Genomic DNA, 22,165 nt, shown 5'->3' on the forward strand with positions numbered 1-22,165 from the left:
CTGATGCGTGCGTTGTTGCGAGCCCTGCCGTTGCTGTTGCTGTCGCTGGCGGTGCAGGCGGCCGAGGTGGATCGTCGCATTGCGGTGACCATCGATGACCTGCCCTGGGCGCGGGTGGACGAGATCGTGCCGGCAGACCTGCAGGCGCGGCATGCCGCGTTGATGGCGCAGCTGCGCCAGGCGCATGTGCCGGTGGTGGGCTTCGTCAACGAGAACAAACTTGAGGTGGACGGGCAGGTGCAGCCTGCGCGCGTGCAGATGCTGCGCGACTGGCTGGACGCGGGCTACGTGCTGGGCAACCACACGTATTCGCACATGGACCTGAACGCCAAGGGCGTGGCGGCGTTCCAGCAGGATTTCCTGCGCGGCGAGACGGTGCTGCGGCCGCTGCTGGCCGAGCGTGGGCAGGTGCCACAGTGGATGCGCCACCCCTACCTGCGCGCCGGGCGTACTGCGGAAGAGCGCGTGCAGATGGACGCGTTCTTCAAGCAGCACGGCTACCGCGTGGCGCCGGTGACGGTCGACAACGGCGAGTGGGTGTGGGCGTTCGCCTATGCCAACGTGATGAACCAGCAACCCGATTCGGCCGCGCGCGAGGCGACGCTGGCACAGCTGCGCAAGGGCTATGTGCCGTACATGCTGAACAAGCTGGACTACTACGAACAGCAGTCGCAGGCATTGCTGGGCTATGCGCTGCCGCAGGTGTGGCTGATGCACGCCAACGAGCTCAACGCGGCCACGTTTGCCGAACTGGTGGCGGCGACCAAGCGGCGTGGCTATCGCTTCGTGTCGCTGGACGAAGCGATGCGTGACCCGGCTTACGCGCGTGGCGCCGAAGGTTACAACGGCCGCTATGGTCCCAGCTGGCTGCACCGCTGGGCAATGGCGGAGAAGAAACCGAAGGACTTCTACGCCGGGGAGCCGGTGGTGCCGAAGTGGGTGATGACGTTGGCGAAGGTGGAGTCGGAGTAGGGCTCAGCGCTTGACGGCCAGCACGCCGTCCAGTGCCAGTTCCGCCTTGAAACCGGCCTTTTCCAGCCGCTTGGCCACTTCGCGCGGAACATCGCGCCCGCTGGTCAGCTTGTTCGGCGCGCCGGTGTAGTGGAACAGGCGGCCGCCCTTGCGGATGACGCGGGCGAGATGGTCGTAGAACACCTGTGAGTACAGCTCGCCGGCAATGCCGAAACGCGGCGGGTCGTGCAGGATCGCGTCGACGCTGTTGCTGGCGACCTGTTCGATCTGCTGCGAGACGTCGCCGTGGCTGAACTGCAAGCGGCCCCCGGCGGCGGTCGAGTCCGGGTCCGGCGACCACGGGTTGAGCGTGCGCAGCCACATCACGTCGGCGTTCTTCTCGAACGAGCGGATCTGTCCGACGCCGGCCTCCAGCGCGCAGGCGGCGAAGTAACCGAGGCCGCCGCAGGTATCGAGGATGACCTTGCCGGCCGGCGCGACCAGCTCGACCTTGCGGCGTGCGTCCTCGAACGGCGACAACTTGGAGGTCGGCAGCATCTTGATGCCGTCGATCTCGAAGGTGGGCGCGCCCCACTCGGTGGGCACCAGCTTGATCAGCGAGCCGCTGTAGCGCGAGATCGGCGCGAACTCCTCGCCATCCCAGTAGTACAGCGTGCGGTCCTTCAGCTTGCCCGGCCACGGGTAGACCTGGCCGCGGAAGTGGAAGCCGTCCGCATCCAGTGCCACGGTGTCCTGGCTGCGGCCGAGATCGAGCGAGCCCTGCCAATCGGCGGCGCCCTTGTCATGGGCACGGCGCAGGGTGTCGGCGCTGTCGCGGGTCAGCAGGGGGCCGGTGTAGTGGGGCACGGCGGGTACCGGGGCGGTTCGGGGGAGGGCATGGTACCGCAGCCCTCATGAAGGGTTGAAAGAGCGATTCCTGACCATGGTCGTTGAAAACAACGGCCCATGGGCAAGCGCAGCTAGTCATTATGACGGGACGCCGTGACACGGCCTTCAGTGGAAGGCTGAAGGCCGCCTAAGATCAGTTGTCTACTGGGCGAACTGAGTTCCGCGATTGGATGCGCATTGCTTTGGTATGCACACGTCCAGCGAGGTGCTCACGAATCGTGACTCATTTACGGTGCAGACGACGCCAATTCCCTCGCTGAGATAGAAGGGGGATGAGTAATGACGTGTATCGCTGAGGTAGCACCTTCCGTTGTCAATGCCAATCGTGGCTGTTCGGGCTCCGGCGACAGAGCTTTCTGCGTTCATTTGGCCTGTTGAGTAGTAGGAGATTCCCACAGGCACGCGTCCGTTCGGCGCAGTTGCCGTAACCCAGTCAATACTCTTCGAATTCAATTTTGAGGTTGGATTCCCCGGGGTGTTTTCACGTGTGCATACCCAGCCTGCTGCTGGTCCTTCAATCGTCCCCTCCCCTTGAGATGGTTCCATATCCATGGAAGCGCAGAAGGCCTGATGATAGAGCTTAGTCGCCTCCGACTGATCGCTGTATCGATAGATCAGACGTCCAAATCCATCTGGCTTCAGATGCTGATCAACTTCAATCTGCCCTCCGTCGAAGTCTGGCCAAGTTGTACGGCGAACAATGATGATCTCTCCCTTGGGGCTGAGCTCCGTTCTGTCGATACTCAATGGTGTTCCTGCGAATGCAGGCGATGTGGCGGCGATTGCGAGACACAGGAGCAGCGTCCGATTACTCATTTGTGAGTCTCCGTTCTAGCGTTGCGGAGACACTAGGCTCAACAATATTCAGTTTTCAGATTGTGACCCGCGCTGTGCTTGTCCAGATTTCAAACTTTCCTCATTCGTTTGAATGTTGATCCATCGCTCAATCGCACTTCACCGCATACACCGGCCCGGCGCCGATCAGCATCAGCGCCATGTAGTCGCTGTCGCTGGCCTTGCCCTTCAGCGTTGCGCCCTTGTTGAAATGGAAGATGCCGAAGCCGCCGGCCATGCGGATCAGCGCGCTGTCGATCTGCGCAGCGTCATCGCGGAAGTAGCGGCTGATCTCGCTGTTGCTGGCCTTGTGCAGGGCGTTCGGCTCGCGCTGCCACTGGCCGTCGCGGTTGAAGGAGACGAAGTACTGGCCGCCTTCCTTCTCGATGCGGAAGTCGGCGGGCTTGCGCGCGCTGGTGGCGAAGCAGCCCTGCAACGGGTCGGCGGAGAAGGGAAGCCCGGCATCACCGCTACAGGCGGTGAGCAGCACGAGGGCACCGGGCAGCAGCAGGCGGAGCGTGCGCATGGGATGTCCCTACGGGGCAGGTGCGGCTAGTGTAGGCAGCATGCGGGCACGGCCCGTACAGGAATTCGGCAAGAGAAGAGGGGTTTTCGGATGGCGCAGGGCAAGGCACCGTGGTGCGGCGTGGCCAGTTGGCTGGGCATGGTGGCCGGCTGGGGTGCGGGCACAATGGCCGCGCAGGCGGCGGTGGCGGCCGGTGGCAATGGCCTGGCCGCGGGGATGGGCGTGGCGGTGCTGGGTGCGGCGCTGGTGGGTGCCGGCTTTGCCGTGGCATCGCGCGTGCGCGGCGAGCGTTGGCCGTGGATCGGCATTGCCGGTGCGGTCGTGAGCGCGCTGCCGCTGCTGATGTACCTGCTGCGGATGATGCTGAAGCTCTAGCGGTAGGGCGGGCCGCTGGCCGGCAGCAGCAGGTGGAGTGCAGGCTTCATGAGGTTGCCGGCCAGCGGCCGGCATTACCCGAGGCGGGTGATCAGCTGCGGTGGATCTCCACCGTCACGTGTACCAGTTCTTCATGGATCGCCAGCGCGTTGCGCACGGTATCGGCATCCAGGCGGGCATCGCTGGTGACCACGCTGGCGCTGACCGCGTACTTGCCGCGGCCGACCTGCCAGACGTGCAGGTCGGCCAGGCGTGCCGGCCACGGGCCCTGCTCGATCACTTCGCGTACCTCGGCTACCACCGGCGCGTCCATCTGCGCGTCGAGCAGGATACGGCCGCTGTCGCGCAGCAGGCCGATCGCCCACACCGTGACCAGCACCGCGCCGACCAGTCCCATCACCGGGTCCAGCCAGGTCAGGCCCAGCAGCTTGCCGCCGAGCAGCGCGACAATGGCCAGCACCGAGGTGGCGGCGTCGGCCAGCACGTGCACGTAGGCCGAGCGCAGGTTGAGGTCGTGACCGTGTCCATGGCCGTGGTGATCGTGGTCATGCCCGTGGGGATGATCATGGCCGTGCCCGTGGTGGTGATTCGCATGGCCCGGGCTGTCGTGCAGCCACCACGCGCACAGCAGGTTCACGCCGAGCCCGACTGCCGCGATGGCGATGGCTTCGTTGTAGTGGATCGGTGCCGGCACCCACAGCCGTTGCAGCGATTGCACCGCCATCAGCGCGGCCACGCCGAGCAGCGCGATGGCGCTGGTGTAGCCGGCCAGGATCTCGATCTTCCAGGTGCCGAAGGCGAAGCGCGGGTCGTGTGCGTAGCGGCGCGCACAGCGGTAAGCGAACACCGACAGGCCCAGCGCCAGCGCATGCGAGCTCATGTGCCAGCCGTCGGCGAGCACGGCCATGGAGTTGAACCACCAGCCACCGACGATCTCCACCAGCATCATGCCGACGGTGAGCCACAGGGCGCGGCGGGTGTTGCGTTCGGCCAGCGGGTTGCCGTCGTCGAAGCGGTGTTCGTGGCGACGGGCGGCGGCGAGGGTGTCCAGGTGCATGGTAGCCCGAGGGGTGGAGTGGATACCCCCATAGGGTATATGATCCGGCCATGGCGCATGTACACAAGAACCGAAAGCAGCTGCTGACCCGGGTGCGCCGTATCGGCGGACAGGTGGCGGCGTTGGAGCAGGCGCTGGACCGGCCCGAGGGTGAGGCGGGCGACTGCGCGGACGTGCTGGTACAGGTCGCCGCGGTGCGCGGCGCCGCCCACAGCCTGCTGATGGAGCTGCTGCACGAGCACCTGCAGGAGCATGTGGTGGGCGCGGAAGATCCGCAGCAGCGCGCGGCCGAGGCCGAGGTGCTGGTGGAGCTGCTGCGCCGCTACGGCAAATAGCTGGCGTGGTGTCGGCCGCTGGCCGGCAACGTCAGGTGGTGGCGGGGTTCATGCGGTTGCCGGCCAGCGGCCGGCACTACGGGGTATGTCCGGCGTTCATGGGGATGCCGGCCAGCGGCCGGCACTACCGGGTATGTCCGGAGTTCATGGGGCTGCCGGCCAGCGGCCGGCACTACCCGTGCCGCTGCCGCGCGTTCCACAGATGCGTTGCGGCCAGCAGCAGGCTGCCGGTGACGGTCAGTGGTGTCTCCCAGCCGTGCGAGGGCAGCGCCAGCGCACCGGCCAGCAGCAGGCCCAGCCCCATGCCGGCGGTGGCCCAGGCCAGTACCGGCAGCGGCCGACGGCGCTCGGCCCGCCACAGCGCATAGCCGGTCAGCGGCAGGGCGATGGCCACGAACAGCAGGTGCACCCATTCTGCTTCGGCCCAGGCGCCGAACAGCGGCAGCGCGGCGGCAAGCAGGGGCAGCGCCAGGCAGTGCAGCAGGCACAGGCTGGACAGGGCGACCGCGCCGGCATCCAGCAGGGCAGCGGAGGGCGACTTCATCGGGGGAGGTTCCTTGCTTGACAAGTGTTATACAGTAACATTTCCGTTCCGCAGCCAACCCGCTCCGACATGAACACTGTTTCCCGCGCCGACCGTCGCCTTCCGGTCACCGTGCTGTCCGGCTTCCTCGGGGCCGGCAAGACCACCCTGCTCAACCAGATCCTGCGCAACCGCGAGGGCCTGCGGGTGGCGGTCATCGTCAACGACATGAGCGAGGTCAACATCGATGCGCAGCTGGTGCGCGAGGGGGGCGCCGAACTGCGCCGCACCGAGGAGACGCTGGTGGAGTTCAGCAACGGCTGCATCTGCTGCACGCTGCGCGATGACCTGCTGCAGGAAGTGCGGCGCCTGGCCGATGCCGGTCGTTACGACTACCTGCTGATCGAATCAACGGGCATCGGCGAGCCGATGCCCGTGGCCGCCACCTTTGCGGTGCGCGACGAGCACGGCTTCAGCCTGAGCGACATCGCGCGGCTGGACACGATGGTGACGGTGGTCGATGGCAGCGCGTTCCTGGCTGACTTCGGCTCGACCCTGCGCCTGGCCGAGCGCGGCCAGCAGGCCGGACCGGAGGATGACCGCGGCGTGGTCGACCTGCTGTGCGAGCAGGTGGAGTTCGCCGACGTGATCGTGGTCAGCAAGGTCGACCAGGTGGACGACGAAGTGCTGCAGGACACTTTGGCGGTGCTGCGCGGGTTGAACCGCGATGCCAAGCTGCTGTTGTCCAGCTTCGGTGACGTGCCGCTGAGCGAACTGTTGGACACCGGCCGCTTCGATATGGAGCGTGCGCAACGTGCACCGGGCTGGGTGAAGGAGCTGCGCGGCGAACACACGCCGGAAACCGAGGAGTACGGCATCGCCAGTTTCGTCTACCGTTCGCGGCGTCCGTTCCATCCCGCGCGTTTCGCACGCGCGCTGCAGTCGGGCATGCCGGGCGTGATCCGCAGCAAGGGCTGGTTCTGGCTGGCCAACCGCATGGACTGGGTGGGTGAGTTGAACACCGTGGGTGCGGCAACGCGCACGCAAGCGGCGGGTTTCTGGTACGCCGCGCGCGAGCGCGTGCGCGCCGGGCAGGAAGACACCACGCCGCTGCTGCCACCGACGCCGCTGCCCTACAGTGACCTCGGCTGGGCGCGGCAGCAGGCCGAGTGCTGGAGCGCGCCGCTGCCGGGCCTTGAGGAGTTCCCGGACAGGGCCGCGCATTCGGCGATGCAGCGCCTGTGGCACCCGCTGTGGGGCGACCGCCGCCAGGAGCTGGTGGTGATCGGTGTGCACATGGATGAGCGCGCGGTGCGTGCGGAACTGGACGCGTGCCTGCTGAACGATCAGGAGCTGCGTGCCGGCCCGCTGCTGTGGCAGCAATTGCCGCAGGCGTTCCCGGTGTGGAAGCGGTGAGCAGGATACCGTTGTAGAGCCGAGCCCACGCTCGGCTGCTGTTCCGGTCGATCCACGCCATGCGTGGATGCCGGCATGGCGGAGTCGAGCAAGCTCGACTCTACACTGCGTCGCGCCACTGCCAGCCGCCGGCGGTCACCTGCAGCACCTGCGTGGGCCGCAAGGCCTGCAGCAGGTGCCGGTCATGGCTGACCATCATCAGGGCACCGGGCCAGGCCGCCAGCAGTTCTTCCAGCGCCTGCAACGCGCCCAGGTCCAGCGCGTTGCCGGGCTCGTCCAGCAGCAACAGCTGGGGTGCCGGATCGGCATACAGCACGCTGGACAGGGCACCCTTTACCCGTTCGCCATCACTGAGGCTGCCGGAGGGGCGAAGGATGCGCTGTGCATCCAGCCCGAGCAGGGCCAGGCGCGTGCGCAGTTCAGCGGGATCGGCCGCCGGGTTGGCGGCCTGCACGGTATCGAGGATGCTGCGCTCGCCGGACAAGCCCAGCAGCTGCTGGTCGAGCAGCGCCAGGGGTGCATGACGTTGCACGGTGCCATGGCGTGCAGGCAACTGGCCGGCCAGCACGCGCAGCAGGGTGGACTTGCCGCTGCCATTGTCACCGACCACGGCGATGCGCTGCCCGCGACGGATCTCCAGCTGCAACGGGGCACTGCAGCCATGCGGCAATACCAGCGATTGCGCCTGCAGCAGGCGCGCGCTGCCGCGTTCACCGTCAACGGCAAACAGCGCCAGTTCCGGCGCGGCATGAACCGCAGAGGCCGCCGCGCGCAATTGATCGGCACTGGCCTGCAGGCGATCGGCCTGCACCTGCTGCGCGCGGCCGTGGCTGGCCTCGGCGCGCTGCTTCTGCCGGCCGAGCAGGATCGGTGCCTGGTTGGCCTGCTTCGCATCGCGGTTGCCACGCGCCTGCCGCTGTTGCTGGCGTTCGTGCTGTTCACGCGCACTGCGTTGCTGCTGCCGGTGCTGCGCGCGCGCATGGTCCAGCTGAGCGGCGGCGGCTTCGCGTTCAGCCGTACGCGCGTCGGCGTAGTGCTGCCACGGCCCGCCATAGCGGTGCAGTCCACGCGCATCGAGTTCGACGATCTGCTGCATCTGTTCCAGCAGCTCGCGGTCGTGGCTGATCGCCAGCAGGCCGCCACGCCACTGCTGCAACTGGTGGTACAGCTGCTGGCGATGGCGAGTATCGAGGTGGTTGCTGGGTTCGTCGAGGATCAGCCAGTCAGCGCCGCTGGCCCACGCCCCGGACAGGGCCACCTGCATGGCCTGGCCACCACTGAGTCGCGCGGCGGGCTGGGCGGGGTCGAGGTCGTCGGGCAGGCCCACTGCCTGCCATTGCTGCTGCAGGCGTTCGCGCAGGTCCCAGCGGTCACCGACGCAGGTGAAGTCGGCCTCGTCCACGCTGCCGGCTTCGATGCGCGCGAGCGCGGCCAGTGCTTCACCGACACCGGCCAGTGCGCCAACGGTGCCGGAGGGTGGATAGCCGGGTGTCGGCAACAGGAACACGCGGCCACTGCTGCGCACCTGGCCGCTGTCGGCTGACAGGTGGCCGGCCAGCAGGCGGGCGAGCACGCTCTTGCCGGTGCCATTGGCACCGACCAGGCCGGTGGCGACCGGTTCAAAGGAAAACGACAGATCGGAAAACAGCGGGCGGCCGTCGGCCAATCGGTACGACACGCGATCGAGCGTGAGGGAATGCGGGGTCATGCGACCTCCATGGATGCCGGGTTCTCCCCTGCGCGCAGGGGCGGGAAGAGTCAGGCCGTCTGATGGGAAGACGGCGGCATCAATGGCGCATTGGTCGCGAGCCTCTGGGAGGAATGAGGCGCCAGTATAGCGGGGCTGGCTGAATGGCCGGGTGTGGTGCGCCAGGCATCCGGTAAGTCGAGCATGGCTCGACTCTACACAGGCATCCATGCGTGGTGTGGATTGATCGCGCCTACGGCACGGTTTCCAGGCGTGCGCTGACGAAGTCGATGAACACCCGCAGCTTCGGCAGCACGTGGCGGCCGGAGGGCCACAACAGGTGGAAGATGCCGCAGGAATGCACGTGCTCGTCCAGCACGGTGACCAGCCGGCCGTCGGCCAGCGCATCGCGTACCGAGTGCACCGGCACGAACGCCACGCCCACGTGGCGCAGCGCCAGCGCCACGCGTGCTTCGATGGTGTTGGCCACCATGTGTACCGGCAGTTCCTGCGGGGTTTCATCTTCAGGCCAATGGATCGGCCACAGCTCCAGCTTGCCGGTGCTGGGGAAGCGGTAGTGCAGCAGCGTGTGCTGCATCAGCTCGGCCGGCGTGCGCGGAATGCCGCGCTGCTGCAGGTAGCCAGGCGAGGCGACGATGCGGCGCGGAAACACACCCAGGCGCCGCGCGTTCATGCGCGAGTCGCTGGGCTCGCCAACCCGCAGCACGGCATCGAAACCTTCCTCGATGACATCGACCAGCCGATCGCTGAAATCGAGATCGAGGCGGATATCCGGATAGGCGGCCATGAACTCGGCCATCAGCGGCAGGGTCAGGTCACCGACCAGCGGCAGGCCGATGCGCAGCGTGCCGCGTGGCGTGGCGTGCGGTTGCGCCAGTTCGGTGCGCGCAGCATCGCGCTCGTCGAGGATGCGCCGGCAGCGCGCCAGGAACAGCTGGCCCTCGGCGGTAAGGGTGATGCTGCGCGTACTGCGATGGAACAGGCGCACGCCCAGGGCGTGCTCCAGCCGGGCAACGCATTTGCCGGCGGCCGAGGCGGAGATGCCCTGCAGGCGCCCGGTCTCGACGAAGCTGCGGGTGTCGGCGGCGTGCACGAAGGTCTGCAGGTTGGCGAGGTTGTCCAGGACGGTCATGGGCGTGCGGGCGACGAAAGCAGCAGGGTAGAGGGGCGCGCTGGCGGCGGTCGGCACCGCCCTCGCAACACTGTGGTGAGGGGCGGGTTGTGGGCGGTTGTGGCCTTGCAGTTCCGGCCATGATGCCGATTGCGGACTGCACGGTCCATGATGCCCGGAGCGGAAACCGGCTTTTTGCGCGGCGGCGCGCTGCCTAACGTGGCGGGCCTCTCCCCACGGATCACTGCGATGAATGCCGCTCTTTCCCTTGAACCCGTACCGACGCTGCCGTCGGTGCAGCGGTTGCTGCAGCAGGTGCATCCGCTGCGCCTGGTCGGCGCGGTGGTGCTGGTGCGCCAGCACGGGGTGCTGCGCCACGCCAGCGCCAGCGGCCTGGCGGACCGCGAATCGGCCACGCCGATGCAGCGCGACCAGCTGTTCCGGCTGGCCTCGGTCAGCAAGCCGCTGCTGACCACGGTGATCCTGCGCCTGGTGGCCGAGGGCGTGCTGGACCTCGATGCCCCGGTGCAGCGTTGGCTGCCGGATTTCCGCCCGGCGCTGGCCGATGGCAGCACGCCACCGATCAGCCTGCGCCAGCTGCTCAGCCACAGCAGCGGGCTGGGCTACCGTTTCCTGGAGGCCGATGCGGACGGCCCCTACGCGCGGGCCGGCGTCAGCGATGGCATGGATGCCAGCCCGGTGTCCCTGGCCGAGAACGTGCGCCGCATCGCGCAGGCGCCGCTGCTGTTCGCACCCGGCAGCCAGTGGCTGTACTCGCTGGGCGTGGATGTGGCCGGTGCGGTGGCCGAAGCCGCAACCGGTGAAACCCTGCAGGCGCTGTTCGCGCGCCTGCTGGCCGCACCGCTGGGCCTGCGCGATACCGCCTTCGCCACCGCCGATGCTGCGCGGCTGGCCACGCCCTATGTGAGCGACATGCCGCAGCCGCATCGCCTTCAGGAAGGCGAAGTGGTGGCGCCGTTCGAAGGCACGGTCGGCATCGAGTACAGCCTTGCGCGCGCCACCGATGCCAGCCGATTCGCCTCTGCCGGCGCCGGTCTGGTGGGCACCGCCGATGAGCTGATGGCGGTGCTGGAGGCGTTGCGCGACGTGCGCGCCTCGGGCCTGTTGCCGCCCGCACTGGCGGCGCAGATGGCGACCCCGCAGGTGGGCGAGCAGGGCCCGCCGGAACCGGCCGGCTGGGGCTTCGGCCTGGGCTTTGCACTGCTGCGCGATGCCACTGCCAGCGGCACGCCGCAGTGCGAAGGCACCTGGCGCTGGGGCGGCGCGTATGGCCACAGCTGGTTCGTCGACCCGGCGCGTGGGCTGAGCGTGGTGGCGCTGACCAACACCCTGTACGAGGGCATGGATGGCGCCTTCGTCGATGCGCTGCGCAATGCGGTCTATGCCGATCTGGAGGCCGCCCGATGAGCGGCCATGCCATCGATGCGAGCAGCCCGGCCGGTGAAGCCACACGCCTGCCGTGGGCGGGCCTGCTGGCACTGGCCGGCGGCGGCTTCATCACCCTGCTGACCGAGACCCTGCCGGCCGGCGTACTGCGACCGATGGGCGACAGCCTCGGTGTGAGTGATGCGGCGGTGGGCCAGCTGGTGAGCGTGTATGCGCTGGGCTCGGTGATGGCTGCGCTGCCGATGACCGCGCTGACCCAGCGCCTGCCGCGGCGTCCGCTGCTGCTGGCGGCGATTGCCGGGTTCGTGGTGGTCAATACGCTGACCGCGTTGAGCAGCAGCTACGCGCTGATCCTGGCCGCACGCTTCCTGGCCGGGGTGAGTGGCGGCCTGCTGTGGTCGCTGGTGGCCGGTTATGCGGCGCGCATGGTTGTGCCTTCGCTGCAGGGCCGGGCGATCGCTGTAGCCATGGTCGGCTCACCGTTGGCGTTGTCGCTGGGGGTGCCCGCCGGCACGTTGTTGGGCCAGCAGATCGGCTGGCGCTGGGCGTTCGCGTTGATGAGCCTGCTGGGCGTGGGACTGCTGGCGTACGCGCGCTGGGCGCTGCCTGCATTGCCAGCGGCGGCGGCCGGCCAGCGCATGTCGCTGGGCATGGTCTGGCGCATGCCCGGTGTGCGCAGTGCGCTGCTGGTGATGGTGCTGTACGTACTGGCGCACAACGTGCTCTACACCTACATCGAACCGTTGGCGGTGGAGGCCGGTGCCGGTGCCTGGCTGGATCGCCTGTTGCTGGCGTTCGGCATCGCGGCGATTGCCGGCATCGGTATTGCCGGCTGGGGCGTGGACCGTCATCTGCGCACGCTGGTCTGGGCGGCGGTGGTCGGCTTCCTCCTGCCGGTGCTGGCGCTGCTGTTGTGGCCAGGCCGGCCGACCCCGCTGCTGCTGGCGACGATCCTGTGGGGCGTGGCCTTCGGCTCGGTGGCGACCCTGTTCCAGACCGCGCTGGCGCGCCGCGCCGGTGCCGCTGCGGATCTGGCGCAGTCGATGCTGGTGACCGGCTGGAACCTGGCCATTGCCGCCGGTGGCGTGGCAGGCGGTGTGCTGCTGCAGGCGCGCGGCGCCAGCCAGCTGGGATGGTTGCCGTTGCTGTTGCTGGTGGTGACGGCAGCGTGGTTGCTGGCGCGGCCGAAGGCGTGGGAATAGGCGCAGACCAAACGGAGGTGCCGGCCGGCGGCCGGCACTACCGGGGTCCACGCCATCCACGCATGACGTGGATCTACCGAGCGCAGCGACCCGCGTTTGCCTTTGATTTTTCTGTTGATTCCGTGGTGGGACGCCGCCGTAATCTGTCCGTGGCCGGATGGGTGGGTTGCGCAGGGGCGTGAGCCGCATGGATGCGGCGACCGAGCTTACATGGACGTACTTGCAGCGCCCCCTGCGCGACCCATCCACCCGGCCCCAACTGATGGATCCACCGGGCGCGATCCGCCACGAGGGGCCCCGCCGTTCGCCGTCCTACTCCACGCCCTCGCGCTCGATCGGCACGCTGCGCGGATTCTGCATGTGCTCGCGCGCTGCGCCGTAGCGCTGCTGGCGCTTGTTGTGGAACGCCACGAACTCGTCGCGCGGCAGCGGCCGCGAGAACAGCCAGCCCTGCCCGAACTCGACGTGGCGGCTGTGCAGGTAGGCCAGCTGCGCCTCGGTTTCCACGCCTTCGGCCACCACCCACAGGCCCAGTTCCTTGGCCATGTCGATGATGTGCGGCGTGACCGGGCTGGTCGCGCTCTCGGTGCCGATGGCATCGATGAACGACTTGTCGATCTTCAGTGCATCCAGCGGCAGCTGCTCCAGGTACTGCAGGCTGGAGAAGCCCACGCCGAAATCATCGATGGCCACGCTGTGGCCGGCGCGGCGCGCCTGCGCCAGCATCGTGCGGGCGCGGTCCAGGTCGAGGAAGCCGCGCTCGGTGGCCTCCATCCAGATCTGCTGCGGCAGGATGCCGCTGCCGGCCATGTGCTTGGAGATCATCTTCAACGCACGCCCACTGCTGATGTCCTCGGCGGCGAGGTTGATCGCGATGTGCGCGCTGCGGTCGGCCACCAGCAGCTCGCGCATGTCGCGCACCACGTTCTCGATCACCAGGTCGGTGACGTCGGCGATCATGCCAGCCTCTTCGGCCAGCGGAATGAACAGGTCCGGCCGCACCTGGGTGCCGTCCGGGCGCTGCCAGCGGATCAACGCCTCGGCGCCGACGCAGATGCCGGTATCCAGCTCGATGATCGGCTGGTAATGCAGGTACAGCTCGCGGCGGCGGATGGCGGTGGCCAGCTCGCCGCGCAGCGACAGCCGGCGCCGGGAGAGCCAGATCACCAGGCCGGCCCCCGCGGCCGCCAGCAGCAGGCCCAGCGGCACGAACAGCCAGGCCTGCTGGCGGAAGGTGGCGGCCAGCGCGGTGCGTGGCGTGGTGGCGATCGCCAACCATTCCTCGTTGCGCGCGGTGGCATACAGCGTGTTCTGGTCCAGCCCCTCGCCGGGATTGCGCAGCAGGTTCTGCAGCAGGGCCGGGTCCATGCCGTCCTGCTTGGCCAGCAGCCGCCCATCCGGGCTGGCCAGGGCCAGGCGCACATTCGGATCGACGATGACATCGACGAAGCGGCGCGGATCGACCAGTACGTCGTGGGAGCCGTACAGGATCGCCAGCACCTGGCGCCGGCCGCTGGCTTCGGGGCGCACATCCACCGCGATGCCGGCGCCGTCGCTGGTGACATGGTCGGCCCTGGGCTGGTTCACGTCCGAGTGGAACGGCCCCCAGGAGGTGCAGCGCAGCTTGCCCCCTTCGAAGTAGCCCATCTGGTCCACCGACGGCGTGGTCATCACCAGCGTCTGCATGCGCCGGATGTGTTCTTCATTGCAGCCGGAGGCGGTACCGGCTTCGGCCGACTTCAGCGCGGCCAGCGCCTCGTGGTAGGACAGGTCGGAGCGGCGCAGGGTGCGCAGCGCGATGTCGTGCAGCCGCTGCTGTTCGACCGTGACCGCGCGGTCCCAGGTGGCGTAGGCCATCACCGCGATCGGTACGGCGGCGGCCAGCAATGCCAGCGCAGTGCCACCGATGATGACGCGCAGCCGGCTCATGGCCGGAGCTCCAGCGGGAGGGGCAGGGCAGAGGGCATGGGCGGGGCCGGTCCTTGGGCAGATGCGGCTATCTGAGCATGGCGCCGGGCCGGGCGGAATGGGCGTAATCCGGAATTTCGTCACATTGTGATGAAAGCGGCCAAGATTGACGGAATCAGCTCGCCGGGTGCTGGCGCTCCGGCCCGTGGAGGACTACCGTCGGACGCTTCGCCCGCCCTTTTCCGCGCCCATGACCGAGCCCGCAACGCCCCCCGAGCACCTGCGCCGCAGCCTGTCCAACCGCCACCTGCAACTGATCGCCATCGGCGGTGCCATCGGCACCGGCCTGTTCATGGGCTCGGGCAAGACCATCAGCCTGGCCGGCCCGTCCATCGTCTTCGTCTACCTGATCATCGGCGCGATGCTGTTCTTCGTGATGCGCGCGATGGGCGAGCTGCTGCTGTCCAACCTGCAGTACAAATCCTTCATCGATTTCTCCACCGACCTGCTCGGTCCCTGGGCCGGCTTCTTCTGCGGATGGACGTACTGGTTCTGCTGGATCGTGACCGCCATCGCCGATGTGATCGCCATCGCCGCCTACGCGCAGTTCTGGTTCCCTGGCCTGGATGCGTGGATACCGGCACTGGCCTGCGTGCTGCTGTTGCTGGCACTGAACCTGGTGACGGTGAAGCTGTTCGGCGAAATGGAATTCTGGTTCGCGCTGATCAAGATCGTGGCGATCTGCGCGCTGATCATCACCGGCGCCGGCCTGGTGGCGTGGGGCTTCACCTCGCCCAGCGGCCACACCGCTGCGCTGTCGAACCTGTGGAATGACGGCGGCATGTTCCCGATGGGGCTGGTCGGCTTCTTTGCCGGTTTCCAGATTGCGGTGTTCGCCTTCGTCGGCATCGAACTGGTCGGCACCACCGCCGCCGAAACCGCCGACCCCGAGCGCAACCTGCCCAAGGCGATCAACTCGATTCCGGTGCGCATCATCATCTTCTACGTGCTGGCGCTGATCGCGATCATGGCAGTCACGCCGTGGCGGCAGGTGGTGCCGGACAAGAGCCCGTTCGTGCAGCTGTTCGTGCTGGCCGGCATTCCCGCCGCCGCCAGCCTGATCAACTTCGTGGTGCTGACCTCGGCCACGTCCTCTGCCAACAGCGGCATCTTCTCCACCAGCCGCATGCTGTACGGCCTGGCCGAAGAGGGCCATGCACCGCGCGGGCTGTCGCGGCTGTCGCGTGCGGCGGTGCCGGCGCGCGGCCTGCTGTTCTCGTGCCTGTGCCTGCTGGGCGGCACGCTGCTGATCTACCTGATTCCCAACCTGGTGACCGCCTTCACCCTGGTGACGACGCTGGCGACGGTGCTGTTCATCTTCGTCTGGTCGCTGATCCTGGTGGCCTACATGGTCTACCGCCGCCGCTATCCGGAGCGGCACGCCGCCTCGATCTTCAAGATGCCCGGCGGTGTGGCCATGTGCTGGGCCTGCCTGGTGTTCTTCGCCGGCGTGCTGGTGCTGCTGAGCCTGCAGGGCGACACCCGCCAGGCGTTGATCGCCAGCCCGGCGTGGTTCGTGCTGCTGGGGGTGGGGTATTGGATGCGCCGCAGGACCGCGAAGTAATCCGGCGTTTCCGTTCCATTGATTGATCCAGAGATCTTTCTGGAGTGGGGTCAGAGCCCGTTGCTCAGCAACGGCCGTTGCCGTTGCTGTTGAGGTTGCCGGCCAGCGGCCGGCACTACCGCAGGTGCAGGGCGCAGCCCTGCCGACCCCCATTCACCCAACATTAGCGGGCGCGGCCGGATCATCCGGCCGCCATGTCCTGTCGCCCGCTCCTGCTCGCGCTGTTGCTGCTGCCCGGCCTGTGGCCCGGGCCGGCCAGCGCGCGCACGGTCTACCGCTGCGTGCAGGGCAACACCGTCAGTCTGGCCACCGCACCGGAACCGGGTTCGCGCTGCACGCCGAAGGAAATCGACGACAACGCCATCCAGACCCCGAACCTGTGGGGCAACATGGGCGTGTTCAGCGGTGTGCTGTACGAGCGCGAGCAGGACGGTGCGCTGGTCTACTCGACCCGCAACCTGCCCGGCTCGCGGGTGTTCCTGAAATTCACCGTGGCCACGCCGCCGGGCGAGCCGGCCCATGAGGGCCTGGGCAAGGTCGGCAAGCCCCAGCTGGCGCAGCACGCCAGGCAGTTCAAGGCCGCCGCCAAGGCCACCGGCGTCGACGATGCGTGGCTGCGTGCGATTGCCCATGCCGAAAGCAACTTCGATGCGCTGGCGGTGTCGACCAAGGGCGCACAGGGCGTGATGCAGCTGATGCCCGATACCGCGCAGGAGTACGGCGTGCGTGATCCGTTCTCGCCGCAGCAGTCGATTGATGGTGGCGCCCGCTACATGCGCGCGCTGCTGCGCCGCTACAACGGCGACCGGCCGCTGGCGGCGGCCGCCTACAACGCCGGCATCGGGGCGGTCACCCGCTACAAGGGCGTCCCGCCGTATGCCGAAACCCTGGCCTATGTGGACAAGGTGATGGCGCTGTACGCGCGCTACCGCGAAGCGATGGGCATCCGTACCGAGGTACCGGCGCGCTAGGCGCTGCTCAGCGCGAGGTGCCGCTGCTGACCAGCGCGTAGCGCTCGATGCGGCCGACGCGTGCGACCTCGGCCTGCACGTCGGCACGCTGCTTGAGCGCACGCCATGCCGCATCGATGCGCACATCGCCGGGCAGCGACGGATAGGTGCGCATGTCCTGCAGGCTGGCCAGGGTCTCGCCGCGGTCGACCGGCGAGCGCAGCTGTTCGATCAGCACCGCAGCCGCGCCGTCCAGGTCACCCTGCTCCAGCAGCATCTCGCGATGGAACAGCGGGGCATCGTCGCGCTGGGCGAGGATCACCTCGCGTGCGGCCTCCATTGCGCGGGTATCGCCCTGGCCGCGGGCGGCGGCGAACTGCACCAGCGCCTGTGCGGCTTTGCCATAGCCGGCCAGACCCTGGATGCCCTGCACCGCCTGCGCCGCCTCCTGCGGGCGACCCAGCGAGATGAACAGGAAGCCGATGTTCAACTGGTGCTCGATGCTGTTGGGACCGAGTGCACCGATGCGCGTGGCCTGCTGCGCGGTCGCCAGTGCGTCGTCGAGCCGGCCCAGCCGGCGCAGTGCCGTAAGCCGGCTGTTGAGCAGCCACCCCACCCATTCGGCGTCGGTGGCCGAAGGCGACTCACCTGCGGCGGCCGCACGGGCCATGCCGTCGGTCAGCGCCAGCACTTCCTCGTTGCGGTCCAGCATCAGCAGCGTGCTGCTGAATTCGGCCATGCGCGCGTCCAGTGCGCGATCGAGCAGGCCCGACACACGCAGTTCGTCCAGATGCTTCTGCGCGGCCTGCACCGGATCAAAGTGTGGATCGCTGCGGTCGACATAGCGGTCGAAGCGCTTGTCGCTGCGCAGCCGGATGATCTCGGCGGGGCCCTTGATACGGGCCAGAGTTGCCGGGACGTCATCGCTACGGCCGTTCTCGGCCTGCAACGTGGCCAGTGCCAGCCACATGCCGGTCGGTTCCAGGCCGCCACTCTTCCAGCCGTTGTCGAACAGCGCCTGCAGCAGTTCCATGCGTTGTTGCGGCTGGTCGCGCAGGCGGTACTGCAGGTACCTGACGGTGTCGTTCTGCAGCGGCAGCGGCGCGTCGGCATGCTTCAGCGCCCGCACCAGGTACTTCGTGGCCGGTGCGGGCTGGCTCTCGGACAGTTCGAGCGAGACCAGGGTCAGCAGGATCTGCGCGTCGTCCGGCAATGCGTCCACGGCGCGCTGCAGGTAGCGGCGGGCCTGGACCGGCTTCTTCTGCACCATCGCCGTCCAGCCGGCCACCTGCGAGGCACGGCCTTGGCGTTCGGCGTCGAAGTCATCCAGCAGCGGATCCTCCATCAGCTGTTCCATCGTGATCAGCGCACCCAGTGTGTTGCCACTGCGCGATTGCTCGATCGCGTCATCCCAGCGCTTGGCGTAGGCCATGTGCACGGCATCGCTAGTGACCGACGGCTTCTGCGGCGCCACGGTGATCGAGGCCGAAGCCGGGGTGCCTGCCAGTGCGGCCAGCAGCACGGCGGCGAGAGGGAGGGTGCGGGGCATGGAGGATCTCCATCCGTGGGGACAACATTGAAACCGCTGCCGCCAGCGAGAACAAGCGCGATGCATGGAACTCTGGCGCCCGCCGGTACGATTGGCCGTGGCGGATCGCCTGCACAGCGTCTATTGTCGGTGCCTCTTCAGGCAACAGGCAGGCAGCGCAGCGCGATGGCACGGTGGCAATGGATGGCAGCAGGCGTGGCAGTGGCAACCGCAGTGGCATTGGCTGCAACCTGGTGGGAGACGCCGTTGCATACGCTGGCTGAACCGGCAGGCCCGGCGCCCACGCTGTTGGCCTGGACCGCACAGATCGAGCCGTTGGCCGGCGATGGCCATCCGGGTGATCGTGACGGCGCCTCGGCACAGGCCCGCTTTGCCGATCCCTATGCATTGCTGCGCGGCGCCGATGGCAGCGTGTACTTCACCGATGCCGGTGACAACAACCGCATCCGCCGCCGCCTGCCCGATGGCCGTGTCGAAACCGTGGCCGGGCAGGGCGAAGGGCGCATCGATGGCCCGGCGTTGCAGGCCAGCTTCAACACCCCTTCCGGCATTGCCGCCGATGCGCAGGGCAACCTGTATGTGGCCGATACCGGCAACCATGCGATCCGCCGCATCGGCATTGACGGCCAGGTGACCACGCTGGCCGGGGGCGAGCAGGGCCATGCCGATGGACCGGTCGCGCAGGCGCGCTTCGATGCACCGATGGGCATCGCAGTGGATGCGCAGGGCCAGGTCTACGTGGCTGATACGTTCAACGATCGCATCCGGGTGATCGGCACCGATGGCAGCGTGCGTACGCTGGCCGGCGGTGAGCGCCCGGGGCTGGCCGATGGCGTGGGCGAGGCGGCGCGCTTCGATACGCCGGTGGCACTGGCCTTCGACGCGCAGGGCGCACTGCTGGTGGCCGACCTGTTCAACAATGCGGTGCGCCGCGTCGGCCCCGATGGCACGGTCAGCACGGTGGTGGCTGCCGGTGGGGTGATCAACGGGCCGCTGTCGTTGGCCACCACCCACGACGGCGTGCTGTACGTGGGGGATATGGATGGCCGGATCGTGCAGGTGACACCGCAGGGCCATCAGATCGCGCTGGTGGGCAACGGCCGCCTGCCGCGCCTGGCCCGCCCCAGCGGGTTGGCGATGGATGCCGATGGCAGTGTGCTGGTGGCCGACGCCGCCAGCTACCGCCTGCACCGGCTGCGTCCGCTGCCGGTGGGGGACCTGCCGGCGCCGGCGCTGGTCGGCCCCGCCGCCGATGCCGCGCTGCCGGACACCGGCGGGCGCTGGCCGCTGGCACCGCAGGACGGTTGGCACGAAGTGGTCGGCACGCTGGGCGAGGTGCGCGGCAACTTCAAAGGCGAGAGCCGCCACCACCTGCACGGCGGCTTCGATGTGCGCGGCGATGTCGGGCAGACCGTGCTGGCGATCGCCGAGGGCAAGGTCAGCAGCCCGATGGCCGCCTGGAGCCTGGGCGAGCAGGCCGAAGGCCTGTCGGTGGATCGCCTCAAGTACATCCACATGCGGGTCGGCCGCACGCCTCGCGATGCACCGTTCGACGCGCGCTGGCAGGCGCTGTACGACGAGCAGGGCACGCTGCAGCGGATGCGCGTGCGACGTGGCATGCGCATCCACGTGGGTGATCGCCTGGGCAGCATCAACAACCAGGCGCACGTGCACCTGGCGGTGGGTAACGGTGGCTTCGAGACCAACGCGGTGGCGCTGGGCTTCCGCAACTACGCCGATCACTTCGCACCGCGCATCACCGATGTGGCCCTGCTGGACGACAACGACCAGCCGATGGCCGCAGGTGGCGATGGCGTGGTGATGGTGGCGCGCCAGGGTCGCGGCGTGCAGATCGTGGTCGAGGCCTGGGACCAGGTCGACAACAACCTGCCGCGCCGCCGACTGGGCATGTACCAGGTGGGCTACCAGATCCTCGATGGCGCTGGACAGCCGCTGCAGGGTTACGAGCAGCCGCGCTGGAACATCGTGTTCAACCGCATGCCGCCGCAGAAGGAAGCGGTGCGCGTGGCCTATGCACCGGACAGTGGCATCACCGTGCATGGCAGCGCGGTGACCCGGTTCCGTTACCTGGCCACCAACACCGTGCGTGACGGCCTCATGGAAACCGGCCGCTGGCAGCCAGCGGCGCTGCCGCCGGGCGAGTACATCGTGCGTGCCAGCGTGCGCGACTACAGCGGCAACGAAGGCATCGGCCCGCGCGAGATCAGGGTACGGCTGCTGCCATAGCGGCGGCGGGGGCGCCGCAGCGTTCGCGCTCGGCGTCCATGTCTTCGAGTGGACGCACCTCGATGCTGCCGAAGCGTGCCCACGGGAACTCGCGGGCGATGCGCATGGCTTCATCGCGGTCGCGCGCCACGATCAGGTTGAAGCCGGCCAGCAGTTCGCGGGTTTCGGCAAACGGGCCATCCAGCACGCGGCTGTGCCCCTCGCGCACGCGCAGGGTCTGCGCGGTATCGACCGGCTGCAGCTTCTGCGCGGCCAGCAGCGTGCCTTCGGCCTGCAGTTTGTCGGCGTGGGCGAGGCAGTCGCGCATCAGCGCGTTGAATTCTTCGGTGGGCAGCGCCTGCAGCAGGGCAGGCTCGATGTAGATCAGAAGCAGGTACTGCTGCATGGCACGGTCCTGGCGCGGGCGGGGTGCCCATGATGGCGCAGGATTGCGCGTGGGCATGTTGCAGCGCGGGAGGCGCGCCTTCGGCGGGGATCGGCGAACGGCGAGGCCCCTCCGTGGTGGGGTGGGTGGGTCGCTGAAAGCAGGGTTTCAGAGGGTGGGTCGGGCGGGTGGGATTGGCGGGGACGCCGTGAACCCGTCCCTGGGGGCTTAGCCGCGCCATCCATGGCGCGGATACCCCGCCAACCCCACCCGCCCGACCCCTGACAGATTCCGGTCGCCGAACCACCACGGAAAATCAACAACAAGAGCAAAAGCGGGTCGCTTCGCTCGCAAAGCCGAGGCCGCCAGCCAACCGCTGTTGCTGTTGCTGTTGCTTTTGCCTTTTTCTCTTGATCTTCCCGTGGTGGAACGGAGACAGGAACCTGTCCGTGGCCGGGTGGGTAGGCGGGGCGGGGGTGTCCGCGGCATGGATGCCGCGGCCAAGCCCCCAAGGATGGGTTTACGGCGTCCCCCGACCCGCCTACCCACCCGGCCAAACCCATGAGCCGGAGCTTCCAGCGACCCTCCCACCCCACCACGGAGGGGCTCCGCCGTTCGCCGGCTCCCGCCGAAGGCGCGCTTCCCGCGGAAGAAATAATTTTCAGAAGACGTGTCGATTCCCTGCGCCCTGGTTCGTTGTAACCAGTGAAGGGCACGCACCACGCGTCCCCACGGGAGACAGCAATGAAAGTGATGGTGATCGTGAAGGCCAACGCCGACTCCGAAGCCGGCCGCATGCCCAGCCAGCAGGAGCTGTCCGAAATGGGCGCCTTCAACGAACAACTGGTGGCCGCCGGCATCATGCTGGCCGGTGAAGGCCTGCATGCCACCCAACGCGGTCGCCGCATTCACTTCGGTGGCACGGCACCCACGGTCGAGGCCGGTCCATTCGGTCCCGCCAGCCAACAGATCGCCGGGTTCTGGCTGTGGGACGTGCGCTCGCTGGACGAGGCCGTCGAGTGGGCCAGCCGTGCGCCGTTCGGCAGCGGCGGCACGCTGGAACTGCGCCCCCTGATCTCCGCCGAAGACTTCGGTGAAGCCTTCACCCCCGACTTACAGCAGCAGGAACAGCGTCTGCGTGCACAGCTGGAAGGCTGACCCGACTCACT

20 protein-coding genes are annotated in these 22,165 nt (G+C 68.2%); 10 read left to right on the forward strand and 10 right to left on the reverse strand.

What is annotated here, in order from left to right:
* The first annotated feature begins 3 nt into the window (after positions 1 to 3).
* Positions 4 to 972, forward strand: a complete 969-nt coding sequence (locus K5L94_RS01975) for a polysaccharide deacetylase family protein (RefSeq protein WP_274511911.1) — start codon at positions 4 to 6, stop codon at positions 970 to 972.
* 3 nt (positions 973 to 975) lie between these two features.
* Here the strand turns inward: K5L94_RS01975 and K5L94_RS01980 are convergent, their stop codons facing one another.
* The 3 genes from K5L94_RS01980 to K5L94_RS01990 all read right to left on the reverse strand — a co-directional run bounded on the left by K5L94_RS01980 (position 976) and on the right by K5L94_RS01990 (position 3,220).
* Positions 976 to 1,818, reverse strand: coding sequence for a class I SAM-dependent methyltransferase (locus K5L94_RS01980; RefSeq protein ID WP_274511912.1), 843 nt, complete (start codon positions 1,816 to 1,818; stop codon positions 976 to 978).
* Between the two features lie 183 nt (positions 1,819 to 2,001).
* The gene (locus K5L94_RS01985; protein ID WP_148564919.1) at positions 2,002 to 2,676 is read right to left on the reverse strand and encodes a hypothetical protein; all 675 of its coding nucleotides are present in this window, start codon (positions 2,674 to 2,676) and stop codon (positions 2,002 to 2,004) included.
* A 127-nt stretch (positions 2,677 to 2,803) separates the two neighbouring features.
* A complete protein-coding gene (locus tag K5L94_RS01990; RefSeq protein ID WP_197582241.1) occupies positions 2,804 to 3,220 on the reverse strand; it encodes a hypothetical protein in 417 nt (138 codons plus the stop codon).
* 90 nt (positions 3,221 to 3,310) lie between these two features.
* On the opposite strand from K5L94_RS01990, the gene K5L94_RS01995 reads away from it, so the two are divergent.
* Entirely contained in the window at positions 3,311 to 3,595 is a 285-nt protein-coding gene (locus tag K5L94_RS01995; protein ID WP_274511913.1) for a hypothetical protein, read from the forward strand.
* A gap of 91 nt (positions 3,596 to 3,686) precedes the next feature.
* Here K5L94_RS01995 and dmeF read toward each other — a convergent pair whose 3' ends face one another.
* Positions 3,687 to 4,652 (reverse strand): CDF family Co(II)/Ni(II) efflux transporter DmeF, encoded by a 966-nt coding sequence (gene dmeF / locus K5L94_RS02000; RefSeq protein ID WP_274511914.1) that lies wholly within the window; start codon positions 4,650 to 4,652, stop codon positions 3,687 to 3,689.
* Between the two features lie 50 nt (positions 4,653 to 4,702).
* Between dmeF and K5L94_RS02005 the strand changes: the two genes are divergently transcribed.
* Complete coding sequence (locus tag K5L94_RS02005; protein ID WP_053511351.1) at positions 4,703 to 4,987, forward strand: metal-sensing transcriptional repressor; 285 nt, start codon at positions 4,703 to 4,705, stop codon at positions 4,985 to 4,987.
* 172 nt (positions 4,988 to 5,159) lie between these two features.
* On the opposite strand, the gene K5L94_RS02010 is transcribed toward K5L94_RS02005, so the two are convergent.
* On the reverse strand, positions 5,160 to 5,531 hold the full coding sequence (locus K5L94_RS02010) for a MerC domain-containing protein (protein ID WP_053448638.1): 372 nt from the start codon (positions 5,529 to 5,531) through the stop codon (positions 5,160 to 5,162).
* Between the two features lie 69 nt (positions 5,532 to 5,600).
* Between K5L94_RS02010 and K5L94_RS02015 the strand changes: the two genes are divergently transcribed.
* Entirely contained in the window at positions 5,601 to 6,926 is a 1,326-nt protein-coding gene (locus K5L94_RS02015; RefSeq protein ID WP_053511349.1) for a GTP-binding protein, read from the forward strand.
* A gap of 100 nt (positions 6,927 to 7,026) precedes the next feature.
* Here the strand turns inward: K5L94_RS02015 and K5L94_RS02020 are convergent, their stop codons facing one another.
* Positions 7,027 to 8,634: an ATP-binding cassette domain-containing protein gene (locus tag K5L94_RS02020; protein ID WP_274511915.1), complete on the reverse strand. Its 1,608-nt coding sequence runs from the start codon at positions 8,632 to 8,634 to the stop codon at positions 7,027 to 7,029.
* A gap of 232 nt (positions 8,635 to 8,866) precedes the next feature.
* Positions 8,867 to 9,766, reverse strand: a complete 900-nt coding sequence (locus K5L94_RS02025; RefSeq protein ID WP_008268258.1) for a LysR family transcriptional regulator — start codon at positions 9,764 to 9,766, stop codon at positions 8,867 to 8,869.
* Positions 9,767 to 9,994: 228 nt separating this feature from the next.
* Here K5L94_RS02025 and K5L94_RS02030 point away from each other — a divergent pair, with 228 nt between their 5' ends.
* Together K5L94_RS02030 and K5L94_RS02035 are read left to right on the forward strand one after the other, a co-directional pair.
* On the forward strand, positions 9,995 to 11,173 hold the full coding sequence (locus tag K5L94_RS02030; RefSeq protein ID WP_274511916.1) for a serine hydrolase domain-containing protein: 1,179 nt from the start codon (positions 9,995 to 9,997) through the stop codon (positions 11,171 to 11,173).
* Positions 11,170 to 12,354: an MFS transporter gene (locus K5L94_RS02035; protein ID WP_274511917.1), complete on the forward strand. Its 1,185-nt coding sequence runs from the start codon at positions 11,170 to 11,172 to the stop codon at positions 12,352 to 12,354. Before K5L94_RS02030 ends, K5L94_RS02035 begins: the two co-directional genes overlap by 4 nt.
* A 312-nt stretch (positions 12,355 to 12,666) precedes the next feature.
* Here K5L94_RS02035 and K5L94_RS02040 read toward each other — a convergent pair whose 3' ends face one another.
* Positions 12,667 to 14,283, reverse strand: coding sequence for an EAL domain-containing protein (locus K5L94_RS02040; RefSeq protein ID WP_053448643.1), 1,617 nt, complete (start codon positions 14,281 to 14,283; stop codon positions 12,667 to 12,669).
* Positions 14,284 to 14,512: 229 nt separating this feature from the next.
* Between K5L94_RS02040 and cycA the strand changes: the two genes are divergently transcribed.
* The gene (gene cycA, locus K5L94_RS02045; RefSeq protein ID WP_053448644.1) at positions 14,513 to 15,886 is read left to right on the forward strand and encodes a D-serine/D-alanine/glycine transporter; all 1,374 of its coding nucleotides are present in this window, start codon (positions 14,513 to 14,515) and stop codon (positions 15,884 to 15,886) included.
* 194 nt (positions 15,887 to 16,080) lie between these two features.
* The gene (locus K5L94_RS02050) at positions 16,081 to 16,857 is read left to right on the forward strand and encodes a lytic transglycosylase domain-containing protein (protein WP_053448645.1); all 777 of its coding nucleotides are present in this window, start codon (positions 16,081 to 16,083) and stop codon (positions 16,855 to 16,857) included.
* Between the two features lie 7 nt (positions 16,858 to 16,864).
* Here K5L94_RS02050 and K5L94_RS02055 read toward each other — a convergent pair whose 3' ends face one another.
* Entirely contained in the window at positions 16,865 to 18,385 is a 1,521-nt protein-coding gene (locus K5L94_RS02055) for a tetratricopeptide repeat protein (protein ID WP_053448646.1), read from the reverse strand.
* A gap of 165 nt (positions 18,386 to 18,550) precedes the next feature.
* Here K5L94_RS02055 and K5L94_RS02060 point away from each other — a divergent pair, with 165 nt between their 5' ends.
* Entirely contained in the window at positions 18,551 to 20,632 is a 2,082-nt protein-coding gene (locus K5L94_RS02060; RefSeq protein ID WP_053448647.1) for an NHL repeat-containing protein, read from the forward strand.
* Here the strand turns inward: K5L94_RS02060 and K5L94_RS02065 are convergent.
* The gene (locus K5L94_RS02065) at positions 20,610 to 21,017 is read right to left on the reverse strand and encodes a YciI family protein (RefSeq protein WP_053448648.1); all 408 of its coding nucleotides are present in this window, start codon (positions 21,015 to 21,017) and stop codon (positions 20,610 to 20,612) included. The two genes, K5L94_RS02060 and K5L94_RS02065, sit on opposite strands and share 23 nt — an antisense overlap.
* Positions 21,018 to 21,740: 723 nt before the next feature.
* On the opposite strand from K5L94_RS02065, the gene K5L94_RS02070 reads away from it, so the two are divergent.
* The gene (locus K5L94_RS02070; RefSeq protein WP_053448649.1) at positions 21,741 to 22,154 is read left to right on the forward strand and encodes a YciI family protein; all 414 of its coding nucleotides are present in this window, start codon (positions 21,741 to 21,743) and stop codon (positions 22,152 to 22,154) included.
* Positions 22,155 to 22,165: the final 11 nt, after the last annotated feature.

It is taken from the genome of Stenotrophomonas forensis (assembly GCF_028752115.1).
GTDB classification, from domain to species: domain Bacteria; phylum Pseudomonadota; class Gammaproteobacteria; order Xanthomonadales; family Xanthomonadaceae; genus Stenotrophomonas; species Stenotrophomonas forensis.